Raw genomic sequence first — 18,564 nt, 5'->3', positions numbered from 1 at the left:
GTTCATACAATAAAAAACGGTAATCTTCTACAAGATTACCGTTTTTTATTTATAGGGTATTACTATTATTCAGCACCCCAGTTTTCTCTAGCCAAACGTTTGTAGCTGTTGTAACGCCATTTAGCGTTTTCTTCGGCAGCTTTGAATAGTTCTTCAGCTTCAGCAGGATATTGTTTCATTACAGAAGCGTAACGAACTTCACCTTTCAAGAAACCTTGGAAATCTTCCCAGTTCGGTTCTTTGCTATCCAATTGGAATGGATTCTTGCCTTCTTCTTCCAGAGCCGGGTTGTAACGCCACAAGTGCCAGTAACCGCACTTAACAGCCTTTTCTTCTTCTTCCTGGCTCTTACCCATACCTGCTTTCAGACCGTGGTTGATACATGGAGCGTAAGCGATAATCAAAGATGGTCCCGGATATGCTTCAGCTTCACGGATAGCTTTCAGAGTTTGAGCTTGGTCAGCACCCATAGCGATCTGTGCAACATATACATAACCGTAAGTAGTAGCCATCAGACCGAGGTCTTTCTTACGTACGCGCTTACCAGCAGCAGCGAACTTAGCGATAGCACCTACCGGAGTAGCTTTAGAAGACTGACCACCTGTGTTAGAGTAAACTTCAGTATCCAGAACGAGGATGTTAACGTCCTTACCGGAAGCGATTACATGGTCAAGACCACCGTAACCGATATCGTAAGAAGCACCGTCACCACCAATGATCCACTGGCTGCGTTTTACAAGATATTGTTGCAGTTCAGCGATTTGTTTGCAGTGGTTACATTTATCCTTGTTAGCTTCAACAACCGGAATGATCTTAGCAGCCAATTCCTTAGTCTTGTCCGCATCCAGCATATTGTTGATCCATTCAGCGAACAGTTCTTTTACTTCAGCAGGAGTGCAATCAGCAGCAATAGCCTCGTTCATCACTTTCACGAGACGAGCACGCATCTTTTCGTTAGCCAGTTCCATACCCAAACCGAATTCACAGAAGTCTTCGAACAGTGAGTTAGCCCAAGCAGGACCGTGTCCGTTTTCGTTTGTAGTATACGGAGTAGAAGGAACAGAACCAGAGTAGATAGAAGAACATCCGGTAGCGTTAGCAACCATTTCACGGTCACCGAACAATTGAGAAATCAATTTCACGTATGGAGTTTCACCACAACCAGAGCAAGCGCCGGAGAACTCAAACAACGGAGTAGCGAACTGTGAGTTCTTCACGTTAGCCTTGATATCAACAAGATGTTGTTTAGTCTTCACGTTTTCAGCACAGTAAGTCCAGTTTTCAGCTTGAGCCAATTGGCTTTCGAGGTGTTTCATTGTCAATGCTTTGCCACCCTTCTTCGGATTACCCGGACAGATGTCGGCACAGTTACCGCAACCCAGACAGTCGAGAACGTCCACCTGGATACGGAATGTCATACCGTCGAATGCTTTACCTACAGCTTTCAGTTGTTCGAACTTAGCACCCTTCTGCTCTTCAGCGTCGAGTACGAACGGACGGATAGAAGCGTGAGGACAAACGTATGCACACTTGTTACACTGGATACAGTTTTCCGGATTCCATTCAGGAACGAATGCAGCTACACCACGTTTTTCGTATTTAGCAGTACCTTGATACCAAGTACCGTCTTCGATACCCTTGAATGCAGATACCGGCAACAAGTCACCGTCTTGTGCATTGATCGGACGAACTACTTCGTTGATGAATGCAGGATCGTTGTTTTCAGCTTTTGCGTCATCCGGAAGGTTAGCCCAAGCAGGATCAACAGCCAAAGTCTTGTATTCACCACCACGGTCAACGGCAGCATAGTTCTTGTTAACAACGTCTTCACCCTTCTTGCCGTAAGACTTAACGATGAATTTCTTCATCTGCTCAACAGCTTGTTCTACAGGAATAACGCCTGTGATACGGAAGAATGCAGATTGAAGGATTGTGTTGGTACGGTTACCCAAACCAATTTCCAGTGCAATCTGTGTTGCGTTGATATAGTATACAGAAATGTTGTTCTGTGCGAAATATTTCTTAACCTTGTTAGGCAGGTTCTTAGCCAGTTCTTCACCTTCCCAAATTGTGTTTAATAAGAAAGAACCGTTCTTACGCAAACCACGAGTTACATCGTACATGTGCAGGTAAGCCTGAACGTGACAAGCAACGAAGTTCGGAGTATTTACCAGATAAGTAGAACGGATTGGATTGTCACCGAAACGCAAGTGAGAACAAGTGAAACCGCCCGACTTCTTAGAGTCATAAGAGAAGTAAGCCTGGCAGTGTTTGTCAGTGTTGTCACCGATAATCTTTACAGAGTTCTTGTTAGCACCTACTGTACCGTCAGCACCCAAACCGTAGAATTTAGCTTCGAACATACCTTCGCCGCCTAAAGCGATTTCTTCTTTTTGAGGAAGAGAAGTGAAAGTAACGTCGTCTACGATACCGATAGTGAAGTGGTTCTTCGGCATTGGCATAGCCAAGTTTTCGAATACTGAAAGGATTTGAGCAGGAGTAGTATCTTTTGAACCCAAACCGTAGCGACCGCCAACGATAACCGGAGCATTTTCTGCACCGTAGAAGCAGTCTTTAACGTCAAGGTAAAGAGGTTCGCCGTTAGCACCCGGTTCTTTAGTACGGTCAAGAACTGCGATAGTTTTAGCAGTCTTAGGTACAGCAGCCAAGAAGTGTTTAGCAGAGAACGGACGATATAGGTGTACGGCAACCATACCCACTTTTTCGCCGTTTGCTACCAGGTAGTCGATAGCTTCGCGGGCAGCTTCTGTTACAGAACCCATAGCGATAATTACGCGTTCTGCATCTTCTGCACCATAGTAATCGAACAAACCGTATTTACGACCTGTGATCTTAGAAATTTCATTCATGTATTCTTCTACGATAGCAGGAACTGCTTCATAGTAGTTGTTGCATGATTCACGATGTTGGAAGAAATGGTCAGGATTTTCAGCCATACCACGAGCTACCGGTTTCATCGGGTTCAGTGCGCGGGCACGGAATTCAGCCAAAGCTTCCTGGTCGATCAGCGGAGCAAGATCATCATTTTCCAACATTTCAATCTTTTGGATTTCGTGAGATGTACGGAAACCATCGAAGAAGTTCATGAACGGAACGCGAGATTTGATGGTAGCCAAGTGAGCAACACCAGCCAAATCCATAACTTCCTGTACAGAGCCTTCAGCCAACATAGCAAAGCCAGTCTGACGAGCTGACATTACGTCTTGGTGGTCACCGAAGATACACAATGCGTGAGAAGCCAATGTACGAGCAGACACATGGAATACGCAAGGCAAGAACTCACCGGCAATTTTGTACATGTTAGGGATCATCAGGAGAAGACCCTGGGAAGCAGTGTAAGTAGTAGTCAACGCACCAGCCTGAAGAGAACCGTGAACTGCACCGGCAGCACCACCTTCAGATTGCATTTCCTGTACTAATACTGTTTCGCCGAAGATGTTCTTACGTCCTGCGGCAGCCCATTCGTCTACGTACTCAGCCATAGTCGAAGAAGGAGTGATGGGGTAGATAGCTGCTACTTCAGAGAACATATACGAGATATGCGCTGCAGCTTGGTTACCATCACAAGTGATGAATTTCTTCTGTTTAGTCATAACTAAATTAAATATTTAAGTAAATAAATCTTTTAATATAAAAAGCCGAACATCCAGAGAGGTATCTGGTTGCCCCGACCTATTTCAGCCTTATGCAACGCGTACGTTACATTCGGATTGTTCTTGATCTTTGCGCCTTCCTGGCAAATTTTGAACGGCATTACTTCGTCTACCATAAAAGAGACGTTTTTATCTCCTTTATGTACCTTATGGTCTTTCCATAAAGAATTTGCAAAGAATGTGTCGAGCACATCCTGCTCTTCCACTTTCACCGGATAGATGGAATACATCAGGTTGGAGTTGTGCATCATTATCTTTGAAGGTTTTTTAGGGAATTCTTCCCCTTTCGGATAAACCAGATTAATGAGTCGCGCATCTGCCAGATACTTGATATAGTTCATCACCGTGGCGCGAGATGTCTGTATGTCGCTTGCCAGTTGGCTCACATTTGGAGCTTTCGGCCCGTCGACAGCGAGCAAATATAGCAATTTTTTTATCTTTGAAAGATATTTCAGTTCAATTTGTTTGATGAGAAGTATATCTACTTCCACCATCATGTTCATCGTTTTCAGCAGATTCTCCGAAAAGTTACGTTTTTCAAGGAAGAACGGATAGAATCCGTGGTGCAGATAATCCTGAAAATAATCCAACGGACGGACTTTGGAGAGTACTCCTTTGGCAATCTGTTCGTGAGTGCTAAGAATTTCTTCGAGGCTATATGCCCTGAATTTCATGCCTGTTTGCAAGTTTAGGAATTCACGGAAAGAGAATCCACGCAGGTTATAGCTCTTGGCGATATCACGTAATTCAAGATTTTCTTCTTTCAGTCGCATCACGGACGAGCCGGTGAAGACAATTTTCAGGTTAGGAAAACGGTCGTAACACATGCGTAACTCTTTGCTCCATTCCGGATGTTTGAACACCTGGTCGATCAACAATACTTTTCCGCCACGTTTCTGAAATTCGTTGGCGAAGTCTACAATGCTGTGGCCCGAGAAATAGAAGTTGTTCATGTTGATGAACAGACAGGAACGGTCGTTCCCGAATTTCTCTTTGGCGTATTGGAGAAGGAAAGTGGTTTTTCCTACGCCACGTGTCCCTTTGATACCAATCAGGCGGTCGCTCCAGTCGATCTCGTCCATAAGATCGCGGCGAACGGGGGCATTGGTGTGCTCAACGAGGTAGGCGTGTGTGCGGTAGAATGATTCCATTTCAGTTCTTTGTTTTTCGGGTGGCAAATATACTGCTTTTTTTAGGATTTGCAAAGTAGAGATGGCAAAATTGTGTGTTTAATTCCAACTTTCTGTTTATTGTAGTCATTCCTGACTATTTCCTGTATATATTTGCAGAATAAAGTGTTGAATTCATTTGAAATGACAAAAAGGGCTCTTTATATATTCAATCCGGAACATGACTTGGCGTTGGCCAGCGGTGAAACTAATTATATGGCTCCGGCTTCGGCCAGACGTATGGCTTCCGAGTTGGCTTTGCTTCCGATGTGGTATGCAGAGGAGGGGAGTGCTGTATTAGCTCCTTCCGCTTATAATCTGGATTATTTGAAGCAAATGCAGGAATTGCTGGGAGTTTCGATTCATTTGATGACTGAACCGGAACTTGCTGTCGGACCGGATTTGGATATTCGTCCTTGGGGATGGGATTTAGCTTTGCGGAAGCGGCTTTCAGGGCTGGGCGTGGATGAAGCCCTGCTTCCTTCTATGGAGCAATTAAACGGTTTGCGGGAATACTCCCATCGTTCTAAAGCCGTCTCATTGCTTCCGGAATTACAACTGAATGAATATTTCTGCGGAGAATCTTATTATTTGAAGACACAGGAAGAATGGAAAACCTTTGTGGAAGAGCGGGAATGCTGCCTGTTGAAAGCTCCGCTTTCGGGAAGCGGTAAAGGCTTGAACTGGTGTAAAGGCATATTTACTCCTTTTATTTCCGGTTGGTGTACGCGTGTGGCTGCTTCGCAGGGTGGAATCATTGCGGAACCTATATATAATAAGGTAGAGGATTTTGCCATGGAGTTTTATTCCGATGGTACAGGTGAAGTGACATTTATGGGATATTCCCTCTTCCATACCGGAAAGAGTGGAATGTATGAAGGGAATCGTTTGTTTTCTAATGAGGCAATCTGGAAACAACTTTCGCAATATATCCCTTCAAAGGTTTTGACGGATTTGGAGAACTGCTTGAAATATAGGCTTTCTGCGTTGGTAGGAACCGTTTATAAAGGTTATCTTGGAGTTGATATGATGATTTGTCGGTTTCCGGAAAATGAAAAGCCGGTTTTTCGGATTCATCCCTGTGTGGAAATTAATCTGCGCATGAATATGGGAGTTGTTGCGCGTTTTTTATATGACCGTTATGTACATCCTGGTTCAATAGGGCGTTTTGTGATTGATTATCATCCTTCGGAAGGTGAAGCCTTGCAGGAACATGAACGAATGTCCGCAACTTATCCGTTGAAAATCAGGGAAGGTAGAGTGTACTCCGGTTATTTACCTTTGGTTCCTGTTCATAGGAGAAGTTGTTATCGGGCGTGGATATGGGTAACTCCTGATAATATTTAACTTTATCTGTTCACACCAGCCAGCGACTGATATTGCGTTTTTCCGCACTGAACTCTACCCCGATCTTTATCACTTCACGTCCGTCTGCCTGATACGGTATCAGATAGCCTTTATCGTCGATCTGCTTCAATGCCGCTTCTGCCGTGTCATGCAGCTTGAATTCGAAGACATAGATATATTTAGGTGTTTTCACTACGGCATCTGCACGACCGCGGGCGCTGCGTACTTCGGCATCGGTGAACTGTCCCATAAGTTTGAAGACAATATAGAAAACCACTTGGTAGTGACGCTCTGTCTGCTCGTTCAATTCGTAGTTGAAATCGGCAAAGAAGGCTTGCAGGCGGGTGAGAAAGGCATCGTAGTCTCCCGAACGAAGTTCTTGTACAAACTTGCCGATGTAAAATCCTTGGTCACTGTTTCTCACTCCGGTGTAAAATGGAACCAGGAAATTAATGAAGCCGTAGCGGACTTCATCATTAGGAAATTGCAATAGATAGTTACCAAATTCCCTATCGAAATCTTTTATCGTCAGATAGCCACTTTGGTAAATTAACGGAATCGGATTATTGGAATCTACACGATATTCGGAGAACATGGAAGACGGTGCTTCGATCCCGTCAAGCAAAGTACGCAGGTCGTATTCGGTTTCTTGCAGCATCTCGACGAGGAAAGTCGGTGTGCCGGTCTGGAACCAGTAATTGTCGAACACTTTTGATTTCAGGACATTCAGTACACTGAACGGGTTGAAGATACCTACTGAATTAATGCAAAAATGATAGCCATCGTAGAGACGTGTCATTCGTTGTACCGCGTCATCATAAGAAATGGAATTATTGGCTGCCAGTATCTTGATTTCCGGCTGGAAGGTATCCAATAATTCTTGAAGAGTGATGCCGCAAAGGGTTCCGTAATCGGGCCATAAAGTGATGTCCTGCAATTGGTTGAGGTCACTGAATACACTTACTTGTGAGAATTTCGTTACTCCTGTGAGGAAGACGAAACGTAGGTAGCGGTCGGCACTTTTCAATACTCCGTAAAAGGCTTTCAGAGTTTTACGGTATTCATCCAGTAAGACATCATTGCCTAAAGCTTGCAATAGAGGTTTGTCGTATTCGTCTACCAGAACTACGACGCTGCTACCGGTTTGTTCGTAGGCACGACGGATGACGCCGGAGAAACGACCGGAAAGAGTGTTCTCGTCTATTCCTTTGCCATATTGGATTTCCCATAAGGTGAGTTGACGGCTGAGGATATCATAAAGTCTTTCTGGGGAATCGTACTTCTCGGCATTTAAATCCAGATGCAGCACAGGATGCTTTTCCCATTTCGTTTCCAGTTTTTCAATGGCAAGCCCTTCGAAGAGTTCTTTCTTTCCTTCAAAGTAGGCTTCAAAGGTAGAGAGAAGAAGACTTTTACCAAAACGGCGTGGACGGCTCAGGAAGTATGGAGTAGATGTATAAGCTATTTTCCATACAAGCTCTGTTTTATCTACATATAGATAATCGCCCTTACGAAGTTTCTCAAAGGTCTGTATCCCGATAGGGAGTTTACGAAGCAGGTCATTCATTGTTATTTTCCTTTTAGTGGTTCAAAGATAATCATTATTTTCGTAATATTTCGTTTTCAATATCTCAAAGAACGAGCGTTATAATTTTGTTTAACTGGAAAATTATTATTTAGCTCATTCTTGCACTGTTTTGAATAGATATTAGATGCATCGGAATTTTATTTACTCTAGTAACAAAGAAAAAACGCTTAGTAGTAGAGTTCTATCTGACACCCGGGTCTCAATGGTACTGACACCCGGGTGTTGGCATACCTGAGACCCGGGTGTCATAGATGCTGAGACCCGGGTCTCAGATAGATTGTTTATACAGTGGAGAAAAATCTAAACTATATTATTTAATTTCTTTCCGTGCGGATCAGTTCGTTTCTGCACCATTATGAATATCTGAAAGCAGACAACTTTTGTACAAAATCAAACATTACTAATATGGAAACGGACATAAAAAAAGAGTTTTGTAAAACCGATGTCTGTAAGTTAGTTTACCTTTGTTGCTAATATATGGAGAAGTAATAACAGAAATAGATTGAAACAATGAATAGCAAACTTCTAATGGTGGCAACAGGAATTATTTTTCTGGCTGCTTGTAATGTTCCGAAAGAAAATGAGATGAAATGGTTTGACCGTGCGGTGAGTACATCCGGACATCAATTGCTCTATATGGCAGAAAAGTTGAAAAACGAATCGGATACCCTTTGTTTTCCACGTTCCTTGAAAGATGGAAAATATCGCTTGGAAAAACCTTCGGATTGGACTTCCGGTTTTTTCCCGGGCTCCTTGTGGCTGGCGTATGAACTTACAGCTAAGGAAGAATTGGCAAAACAGGCACGTTTGTACACTGACCGTCTGGAAGCGATGCAGTATTATACGAAAAATCACGATTTGGGGTTTATGATGTTTTGTAGTTACGGTCAGGGCATCCGTCTAAAACCGGAACCAGCGGACAGCCTGATTCTCGTTCGCGCTGCCGAAAGCCTTTGTACGCGCTTTGAACCGAAAGTCGGATTGATTCGTTCCTGGGACTTTGGCAATTGGAGTTATCCTGTCATTATTGATAACATGATGAATCTGGAGATGCTTTTCTGGGCATCGGAACAGACCGGTAATCCGAAGTATCGGGAAATTGCCATAGCACATGCCGACAAAACACTGAAGAATCATTTTCGGGAAGATATGACATCTTATCATGTAGTCAGTTATTTGCCGGAAGATGGTACAGTCGAGTCGAAAGGTACTTACCAGGGATATGATGATGAATCGTCTTGGGCACGTGGTCAGGCTTGGGCCGTATATGGATATACCATGTGTTATCGTTTCACCAAACAACAAACTTATCTGAAAGCGGCTTATAAGATCGCTGAATTTATAATGAGCCATTGCCCGTCCGAAAAAGACTTTATTCCTTATTGGGATTATAATGCTCCGAACATTCCCAATGAACCTCGCGATGCTTCGGCGGCTGCCGTCACAGCTTCCGCCTTGTTGGAATTAAGCGGTTATGGGGACAAAAAACAAGGGCGGAAATACTTCCGTTATGCAGAGCGAATCTTGAAGCAACTTTCCTCGGAAACATACCTGGCAAGGGAAAGAGAAAATCACGGGTTTATTCTCATGCATTCGGTGGGTAGCTTTCCGCATAATAGTGAAGTCGACACCCCGTTGATTTATGCCGATTATTATTATCTGGAGGCTTTGAAACGATATAAAGAAATTAAAGCTAACGGATATATGTGATAAAAGTGGCTGGAAATACATATCTTTCCTCTAAAGAAAAAAATGATTTCTTTATTATGCCGGTGTAAAAAGCTCATGCTTTTTATGTACTTTTGTTTGAGTTAAAATGTTCTTGAACCGTGATTACTTATGAAAGACCGATATATACAAATTTGTTATTTGATTGTTTTATCTATTTGTTTCCAATTTATTCCGATATCTACTTTATTGGCAGATGAGGCTCCGGTTCGTTTTAAACGTTTGTCTGTAGATGATGGATTGTCGTACAATACAGTGCTTGCTTTAACCCAGGACCATAACAATAAGATATGGGTGGGCACTACTGAAGGATTGAACTGGCATGACGGTTTCCGCTTTGCGTCCTTTTATAAATCTTTGGTCGATACCGCCAGTTTGGGAAATAACTACATCTATTCTCTTTATACTGACCGAAAGGGAACGGTGTGGGCAGGGACAATGGTCGGACTTTCCCGGTATAATATTATAGGTAATGATTTTACAAATTACTCATTACCGGGCAATCAGTCGGTTCAGGTGTTTGCGATGGAAGAGCCGGCAGACAGGGAACAGTTGTTGTTAGGAACCAATCGGGGATTGGTTCTTTTTGAGAAAACGGATGGCAAGATGAAAATGCTCCCCCAGTTAGAAGGGAAGAATGTTTATTCCGTTCGTGCTATAGGAGACGGGGCATTACTTGGAACTTCAAAAGGTATTTATTTCTATTATTTCCGTAATGGTAATATTGTTCAATTGCTTCCTGAATTGAAAAATGAAGTAATCTCCAGTATCATTTATGATGATAAGACCCGGAATTGCTGGTTGGCGTCATTGACGAACGGAGTATATTTGATAGATGACAAATTTCAGGTTCGAGAACATTATAACCGGAAAAATTATCCGAAACAGTTTATTTCGGATGCTGTCCGGGCTTTGCAGCTGGATGACCGGGGAAGATTATGGATTGGAACGGTAGAAGGACTGCTGATTCTCCAACCGGATACAAAAAGTATTTCGCAATATCGCTTTTCCTATGAAGACCCTTCTTCTTTGGGACATAATTCTGTACGTTCTCTTCTAAGGGATCATCAGGGAGGAATGTGGGTAGGCACTTACCACGGAGGGCTTAATTATTATCATGTATTAGCACCTGATTTTCGTGTCCTGCAACATTCTGTCTACCGTAATTCATTGAGTGACAATACTGTCAGTTGCATAGCGGAAGACCCTTTCAATAATAATCTTTGGATTGGTACCAATGACGGAGGATTGAATCATTATGACAGGACAACCGGGCATTTCACTTGTTATTCCGATGAAGGCAACAAAGCCGGCTCCTTACGTTCGAATAACATTAAATGTGTGTTTCCCGAGAAAAATGGTTCTGTTTATATCGGTATGCATAGCGGCGGGTTGAGTCATTTGAACGTCAAGACCGGACATCTAAGTAATTATGATATTCCCGGTGCCGCATCCTTGGAAAATAGTTGCTATTCACTGTTGGATGGAGACGATGGTACACTTTGGATTGGTTCGATGGCTGGTTTGTATCGTTTTGATTATCAAACAAGGCAAATCTCCTTGCATCCTTTGGCAGTCAGATATCCTCAATTGAAAGATGTGCTTGTCTCTACCTTGTTCCGTGATTCAAGACGGCGTGTCTGGATTGGTACGGAAGAAAGCTTGTACATGTGTGCTGACGGAGAAATGCGAGTGATGGCTGATTCGGCAGGGGCTTATTCTCTTGGCCTGATACAGGCGTTGTGTGTATATGAAGACAGTAGCCATGCCATTTGGGTAGGCACTTCTTCCGGATTGTACCGCTATAAAGAAGGAACCTCTCTTTCATGGGAGCGTTATTCTATGAGCGACGGTTTGCCCGATGACTGTATCAGCGGTATTTTGGAAGATAAAAAAGGGCGGTTGTGGCTCACAACGAGCAGGGGACTTTCCTGTTTTGATTTGCATAAAAAGAATTTCTGCAACTATATCAAACAAGATGGTTTGCCGAACAATCAGTTTATGCAGTCGGCTGTATGCAGTTCAAAAGACGGCACTTTCTTTTTAGGAACTTTGAATGGGGTCGTCTTTTTTAATCCCGAACACTTCTCCGGCACTCCTTTTACGCCTAACGCAGTGATAACCGGATTGTCCATACAGAATCTTCCCATAAGGCAAGCTAAAGACGGAGATGTCGATTTTTATCAGGCTGACAACGGGAAGTTGCTGGGAGTCTCTTTTCCTTCGGAACTCAAAATGTTCAGAATCACTTTTTCTGTAATCAACTACCTGTCAAACAGCCGTAACAGGTTTGCCTATAAGCTGGAAGGTTACGATTCGGATTGGATTTATGCTACTTGGGCAGGAAGTCGTGGAGTGAACTATTGGAATTTGTCTCCGGGTAGATATGTTTTTAAAGTAAAGGCATGCAGTGACAGTGGACAATGGTCAGAAACCCCTGCAGAATTTTTTATTGATATTATTCCGATGTGGTATCAGACGTGGTGGGCAAAAACGTTGTTTTTCCTCTTTATCATCGGTATTTTAGCTTTTGTATTTTATTTCTTTATTGTTCGTGCCAAGATGAGGATGCAGGTACAGATTGAGCATATCGAACGGAATAAGATAGAAGAAATCAGTCAGGAGAAAGTCCGTTTTTATATTAATATGTCTCATGAATTGCGCACACCTTTAAGTCTGATATTAGCTCCGTTAGAGGAATTGTTGGGCGAAAAGAACTCTTTCGATCCCGCTGTGCAACAAAAATTGTCTTATGTCTATAAGAATGGACAGAAATTATTGCATATTGTCAATCAGCTACTTGACTTCAGGAAGGCAGAATCGGGAACATTACCTATCAATATCGTTTCAGGGCCGGTTGAGAGTATGGCAATGAATGTATTCAATTTATTTATAGAGAATGCACGGAAACGAAATATTAATTTCCATTTCCGTTCGGATTTGAAAGATGAATTATTTCCTGTTGACAGGATGTATTTGGAAACGATATTGATGAATTTGCTTTCCAATGCGTTTAAGTTTACTCCTGACGGCGGAGAAATCTCATTATCATTGTGGAAGAAGGAGTCTGTCTACGGATTTACGATACGTGATAACGGTATAGGTATTCCGGAAGAGAAACTTTCCCGCATTTTCGAACGCTTTTACCAAGTGGACGATAATCAGAAAGGTTCCGGCATTGGCTTGTCTTTGGTGAAATTGTTGATAGACAAGCATAGGGGTAGGATAGAGGTCGCTAGTGAAATCGGGAAATTCACAGAATTCAGGGTGATTTTGCCGGCAGACGTCCACATATTTCCGGCTGAAGAACAAAAACAGGACACGGAAACGACCTTCACTTTATCAAAATCTATGTATTCTCCTATGGATATTTCCTACCTGGAAGAGGTTGCGGTTAATACCACTGACATAGAGAAACCGGATGGTAGGGAAGAAGAGGGGAGAGCGACTATCCTGCTGGTGGATGATAATAAGGAAATGGTTGATTATTTGAAGGATAATTTTAAATCGGAGTATATCACGTTGATAGCCGGAAACGGGGAAGAAGCACTGGAAATGATGAAGGAACAGAAAGTGGATTTAATTCTTTCTGATGTGATGATGCCGGGAATAGATGGTATTAAGTTATGTGAGATTGTGAAGAAGAACATGCAAACCTGCCATATTCCGGTTATTTTGTTGTCAGCGAAAGGTAGTCTTGAGGCACAGACTGCGGGTATTCAGGCAGGTGCGGACGATTATATCCCCAAACCATTTTCTATTAATCTTCTGAAAGGGAAGATTAATAATATCCTGAAAGCCAGGCAGCGTTTGAGATATTATTATTCCAGTACGATTGATATTGATGCGGCAAAAATGACTTCGAATAAGCTGGATGAGGAATTTATAACCAAAGCCATTCAGACTGTGGAAGAAAACATCTCTGATGAAGACTTTACAGCCGATGATCTTGCGGAGAAGCTTTTTATGAGTCGCTCGTCATTATACTACAAAATGAATTCCATATCGGGTGAACCGCCGGCAAATTTTATTCGGCGGATACGTTTCAATATGGCGTGCAAATTACTGTTGGACGGGCGTTACTCCATATCTGAAGTGAGTGCCATGGTAGGTTTTTCATCCCGATCTTATTTCTCTACCAGTTTTAAGAAATATATGGGATGTATGCCTTCTGATTATGTGAAAAAACAGAGAAAATAGTGCCTGGGAAGCTCTTTTGAATAAAATCGAAAATGTTCTGATAGTTTTTAGCACTCTTTTGACAGTTATCGGACAAACTAAAAATAATAGAAAACACCCTTTCATTTCAATCCTCATATCTTAGCGGTGAAATTTAAAACCTCTAAAACAACGGTAAGTATGAGAAAAATGAAAAGCATGAAAGTGGTATTAGCTGCTTTGTTCGGACTCTCTTTTTCCTGGAATGTATGTGCACAGCAAAGTGATATTAAAGATCAAGGGTATGTGCACAAATCATCCACCTCTTATGAATATCCGACAGACCCGGCAGTACTGCAGAAATTAGATCAATGGCGAGACTTGAAATTCGGTGTACTGTTCCACTGGGGACTTTATTCCGTACCGGGTACTTTCGAGTCGTGGCTGTTGTGTTCGGAAGAAAAATTTATTCCGCGCCGAACTAAAATCTTCGGTGATATGCCTTATGATGATTTTAAAAAATGGTATTGGGGATTAAGCGAGTCTTTCAATCCAACGAAGTTTGCTCCGGAAGTATGGGCGGACATTATGAAAGATGCCGGTATGAAATATATGATTTTCACTACCAAACATCACGACGGTTTTTGTATGTTTGATACGAAGGAAACCGATTTCTCGATTGCTAAAGGGCCTTTTAAAAACAATCCTTTAAAAGATGTGACCTATCAAGTGTTTGATGCCTTCCGTCAGAAAGACTTTATGATAGGTGCTTACTTCTCCAAGCCCGACTGGCATTGCAATGATTACTGGAGTAGAGACAGGGCAACGCCCACTCGGAATGTGAATTATGATATCAAGCTGAATCCGGATAAATGGAAACGTTTTCAAGAATATACGGCTAATCAGATCAATGAACTCATGACGCGTTATGGTCGGGTAGACCTTCTTTGGCTGGACGGAGGCTGGGTAAGAGCTCCCAAGGAAGACATCAAAATGGATCAAATCATAGATAAGGCACGCGAATATCAACCCGGATTGATAGCCGTAGACCGGACTGTGCCCGGACGGAACGAAAATTACCAAACACCGGAACTGACTATTCCCAAGCGGCAACTGGATCATCCTTGGGAAAGTTGCATCACACTGACCAATCATTGGGGATGGTGGAAAGACGCTCCTTACAAGTCGGCAGCTCAAGTAATCAATATTCTCACGGAGATTGTAGCCAAAGGCGGTTCTTTGGTTTTGGGCGTGGGACCTACACCGGAAGGTACTATCGAGGAAGAGGGAATACAGCGTTTGAAAGAGATAGGGCAATGGCTGAAAATAAATGGTGAAGCAATTTACAACACACGCACTACTCCTGTCTATCAAAGTGAGAATATCTGGTTCACGGCTAACAAAGATGGAAAGACGCTGTATGCTATCTATGCACTGCCGGACAATGTGGAATTGCCGCAGGAAATTGTATGGGAAGGAAATGAACCTGCCGGCAAGATGGTATTGCTTCAAAACGGTCGTAGCGTGAAGTATCGGACAAAAGACGGCAAAGTGACAGTAACTCTGCCGAAAGGATTGAAGAATGAATCGCTGGTTTTCAAATTTAAGCAGAAATTATAATGATGCTTTTTGTTTAACTATTTAATATAATCAAAGTATGAAAAACATCTTAACAGGTCGCATGCGGAAGGTTTTATTTATCGCCGTATGTATCAGGTCGTCTTTGTGGGGCGAGATTTGTTATTCCGCAGAGACGGGTAGGATTTTGTCGGGCAGTGACACCGGCAAAGAGTGGGTCAGTTCCGCTTTACAACAGAACAAAAGTATAATAGTTACAGGGGTTGTTACGAGTGAGGGTGGCGAACCTATTATTGGTGCTACTGTACAAGTGAAAGGGACTTCCACAGGAGTTATTACGGATATTGACGGCCGTTATACAATTACGGTACCTGATGGAAATTCAATTTTATCGGTTTCATTTATTGGCTACCAGTCACAAGAAATAAAGGTGAACTCCCGAAGGGGGATTAATGTATGTTTGCAGGAAAATGTACAAAGTCTGGATGAAGTAATGGTTGTTGCATACGGTGTGCAGAAAAAAGCGACATTGACCGGTGCTATATCAAGTGTCGGCACGGAGGCTTTACTGAAATCACCTAGTGCCAGTGTCACTAACTCTTTGGCAGGGCAGTTGCCGGGAGTTTCTTCCATGCAGGCAAGTGGACAACCGGGAGCTGACAATGCGAAAATATTTGTACGTGGTGTAGGTTCATTGACGGAAGGGGGAGCTGCTCCGCTTATTCTTGTGGATGGTGTGGAGCGTTCTTTTTATCAAATGGATCCTAACGAGATAGAATCTATTAATGTATTAAAAGATGCTTCGGCTACGGCTGTATTTGGAGTGCGCGGTGCGAACGGAGTCATATTGGTCACTACCCGCCGGGGAGAAGAAGGAAAGGCCAAAATTTCGATTAGCTCGAATGTCGGCATTCAGATGCCTACCCGTATATTGGATGTGGCAGACAGCTATACAACGGCTTCTTTATTCAGAGAAGCTCAACGTAACGATGGAGCGGCAGATGACTTGCTGGCTTTCTCGGACTATGATATGGAACGTTTTCGTTTGGGGGATTCTCCTATTCTGTATCCCAATGTGAACTGGTATGATTATTTGATGAATAAGGCTGCTGTTCAAACCCAACATAATGTAAGTATTTCCGGAGGAACAAAAGATATCCGTTATTTTGTATCGTTAGGCTTTTTGTTTCAGAATGGTTTGTTTAAACAACTGGACGGGCTTGATTATGATAACAATTACAGCTATACCCGTTATAACTATCGTGCCAATCTCGATGTAAATCTCACACGCACCACTACGTTAAAGTTCGGCATGGGCGGAATTGTAGGCAACCAGCGTGACCCGGGAGGCAGTGGTAATGTATGGAAACAGCTTACGTGGTCGTTGCCATTCTCATCTCCGGGAATTATCGACGGAAAAAAAGTGGTGACACAGAGTACACGTTTTCCCGGAGTTAAAATGGAGAATCAAGTAATTAATGGATTTTATGGCTATGGTTATGACCGCAAAGTCTCGAATAATATGACATTCGATTTGAACTTGTCTCAAAATCTGGATTTTATAACCAAGGGGCTTTCCATCGAAGTGAAAGGGGCATATAATACGGATTATTCTTACATCAAAACCGTACGGGGACATGTGGAAACATATACTCCTTTTTATAAATCCGAAATAGACGGATCGGGACTTGATGTTGGAGACCCTGATTTTGATAAGAGTCTTGTGTATCGGATAACGGGGGAAAATATGATGAAAACGTATGGAACCGGAGATAAAAAACGTGCCCGTGACTGGTATGTGGAAGGAAGCATTCGTTATAATCGCAAATTCGGAGAACATAATGTCGGTGCCTTATTGCTGTACAACCAAAGTAAAAAGTATTATCCTAATTATCCTAACAAGTTTTGGGATGTCCCGACTGCTTATGTTGGCTTGGTAGGCCGTTTGACTTATGATTATAAGTCGAAATATATAGCAGAATTTAATATTGGCTATAATGGTTCCGAGAACTTTGCGCCGGACAAACGTTTTGGTACATTCCCTGCAGGTTCTATCGGCTATGTGATTACAGAAGAGAAATTCATTCCTAAAAATGACTTCTTAACCTATCTGAAAGTGCGTGCTTCTGTTGGATTGGTCGGTAATGACAACATGTCCAGTAATCGCTTCCTTTATTTGCCGGACTCTTATTCAATAAATAATTCCGACTGGCTGCAGAAAGCCTATCAGGATAAGAACGGGTATATTTTCGGATTGACAAATACGGTCTATCAGACAGCAGCGAAAGAACTTATGCTGGGAAATTCGAATGTAACCTGGGAAACTGCCTTAAAGCAGAATTACGGTATAGATGCTTATTTCTTCAGTGACCGTTTGAAGTTGACAGTCGATTATTTCCGGGAAAATCGTCGTGATATTCTGATACAACGCAGCACCGTTCCTTCCTTGATTGCAATGAATGGCATATTGCCTGTGGTTAACATGGGTAAAGTAAATAATCAAGGATATGAAGTTGATTTAAAATGGAATGATCGTATTAAGGACTTTTCATATTATATAAATGCAAATGTCTCTTATTCTAAAAATAAAATTATTTATCAAGATGAAGTAGAACCGAACGAACCTTATATGTGGCGTACCGGACACGAGGTGGGAGCCCGCTTCGGATATCTGGCACAAGGGTTCTATAATGAGAATGACTTTGATGCGGATGGTAATGTTCGTGGGGATTTGCCGCAACCGCAAGGGAAAAAATATCCCGGTGATATTAAGTTTGCAGATTTGAACGGTGATAATATAATTGATAATGACGACCAGACCAAAATAGGGAACCCCAAACGCCCGGCTTATACGTTCGGTTTAAATTTGGGTGGAGAATATAAAGGTTTTTTTGCTTCCATGAACTGGACGGGAGTAGCACAGTGTGATATTGAGATGGCAAATGCTTATAAACGTCCTTTTTATGAGGGGCAGGTACTTTATCAATATATGGCTGACGGGCGTTGGACACCTGAAACAGCAGCAACGGCTGTGTATCCCCGTTTGTCCATCTCAAGTTCGACTAACCAAGAGACGTCGAGCGTATGGCTGAAAGATGCTTCATACATCAAATTGAAAAATCTGACGATTGGATATAATATCACTCAACAGAAGATTTTAAAAGCTATCGGCGCCTCTAAGTTGACGGTTCAATTTACCGGTTATAATCTCTTGACATTTGACAAACTGAAAGTTTTTGATCCCGAAGGAGAATTGACACGTGATACGAATACGTATCCAATTATGAAAATCTTCAGCTTGGGAGTGAATGTAACTTTTTAA

General features: G+C 42.5%; 8 protein-coding genes. 5 read left to right on the top strand and 3 right to left on the bottom strand.

Features of this window, described 5'->3' with window-relative positions; genetic code table 11:
* Positions 1-65 precede the first annotated feature (65 nt).
* Both nifJ and Bovatus_RS08845 read right to left on the bottom strand, forming a co-directional pair.
* Positions 66-3,614, bottom strand: coding sequence for a pyruvate:ferredoxin (flavodoxin) oxidoreductase (gene nifJ, locus Bovatus_RS08850; RefSeq protein ID WP_004300981.1), 3,549 nt, complete (start codon positions 3,612-3,614; stop codon positions 66-68).
* A 32-nt stretch (positions 3,615-3,646) separates the two neighbouring features.
* Positions 3,647-4,825 carry an ATP-binding protein gene (locus Bovatus_RS08845; protein ID WP_004311727.1) on the bottom strand — a complete coding sequence of 393 codons (1,179 nt, stop codon included), beginning with the start codon at positions 4,823-4,825 and terminating at the stop codon, positions 3,647-3,649.
* Between the two features lie 162 nt (positions 4,826-4,987).
* On the opposite strand from Bovatus_RS08845, the gene Bovatus_RS08840 reads away from it, so the two are divergent.
* On the top strand, positions 4,988-6,190 hold the full coding sequence (locus Bovatus_RS08840; protein WP_004300978.1) for a hypothetical protein: 1,203 nt from the start codon (positions 4,988-4,990) through the stop codon (positions 6,188-6,190).
* Between the two features lie 10 nt (positions 6,191-6,200).
* Here Bovatus_RS08840 and Bovatus_RS08835 read toward each other — a convergent pair whose 3' ends face one another.
* Positions 6,201-7,757: an ATP-binding protein gene (locus Bovatus_RS08835; protein WP_004300977.1), complete on the bottom strand. Its 1,557-nt coding sequence runs from the start codon at positions 7,755-7,757 to the stop codon at positions 6,201-6,203.
* A gap of 531 nt (positions 7,758-8,288) precedes the next feature.
* On the opposite strand from Bovatus_RS08835, the gene Bovatus_RS08830 reads away from it, so the two are divergent.
* From Bovatus_RS08830 to Bovatus_RS08815, 4 genes are all read left to right on the top strand, one after another.
* Positions 8,289-9,488 (top strand): AGE family epimerase/isomerase, encoded by a 1,200-nt coding sequence (locus Bovatus_RS08830; protein WP_004300975.1) that lies wholly within the window; start codon positions 8,289-8,291, stop codon positions 9,486-9,488.
* Positions 9,489-9,617: 129 nt separating this feature from the next.
* Positions 9,618-13,706: a hybrid sensor histidine kinase/response regulator transcription factor gene (locus Bovatus_RS08825; RefSeq protein WP_004300974.1), complete on the top strand. Its 4,089-nt coding sequence runs from the start codon at positions 9,618-9,620 to the stop codon at positions 13,704-13,706.
* Between the two features lie 159 nt (positions 13,707-13,865).
* Positions 13,866-15,284, top strand: a complete 1,419-nt coding sequence (locus Bovatus_RS08820; RefSeq protein WP_004300973.1) for an alpha-L-fucosidase — start codon at positions 13,866-13,868, stop codon at positions 15,282-15,284.
* Between the two features lie 37 nt (positions 15,285-15,321).
* Positions 15,322-18,564 carry a SusC/RagA family TonB-linked outer membrane protein gene (locus Bovatus_RS08815; RefSeq protein WP_004300972.1) on the top strand — a complete coding sequence of 1,081 codons (3,243 nt, stop codon included), beginning with the start codon at positions 15,322-15,324 and terminating at the stop codon, positions 18,562-18,564.

Origin of the sequence: Bacteroides ovatus (genome assembly GCF_001314995.1) — a bacterium.
GTDB lineage: Bacteria > Bacteroidota > Bacteroidia > Bacteroidales > Bacteroidaceae > Bacteroides > Bacteroides ovatus.
This window is presented reverse-complemented; position numbering and strand designations above follow the sequence as displayed.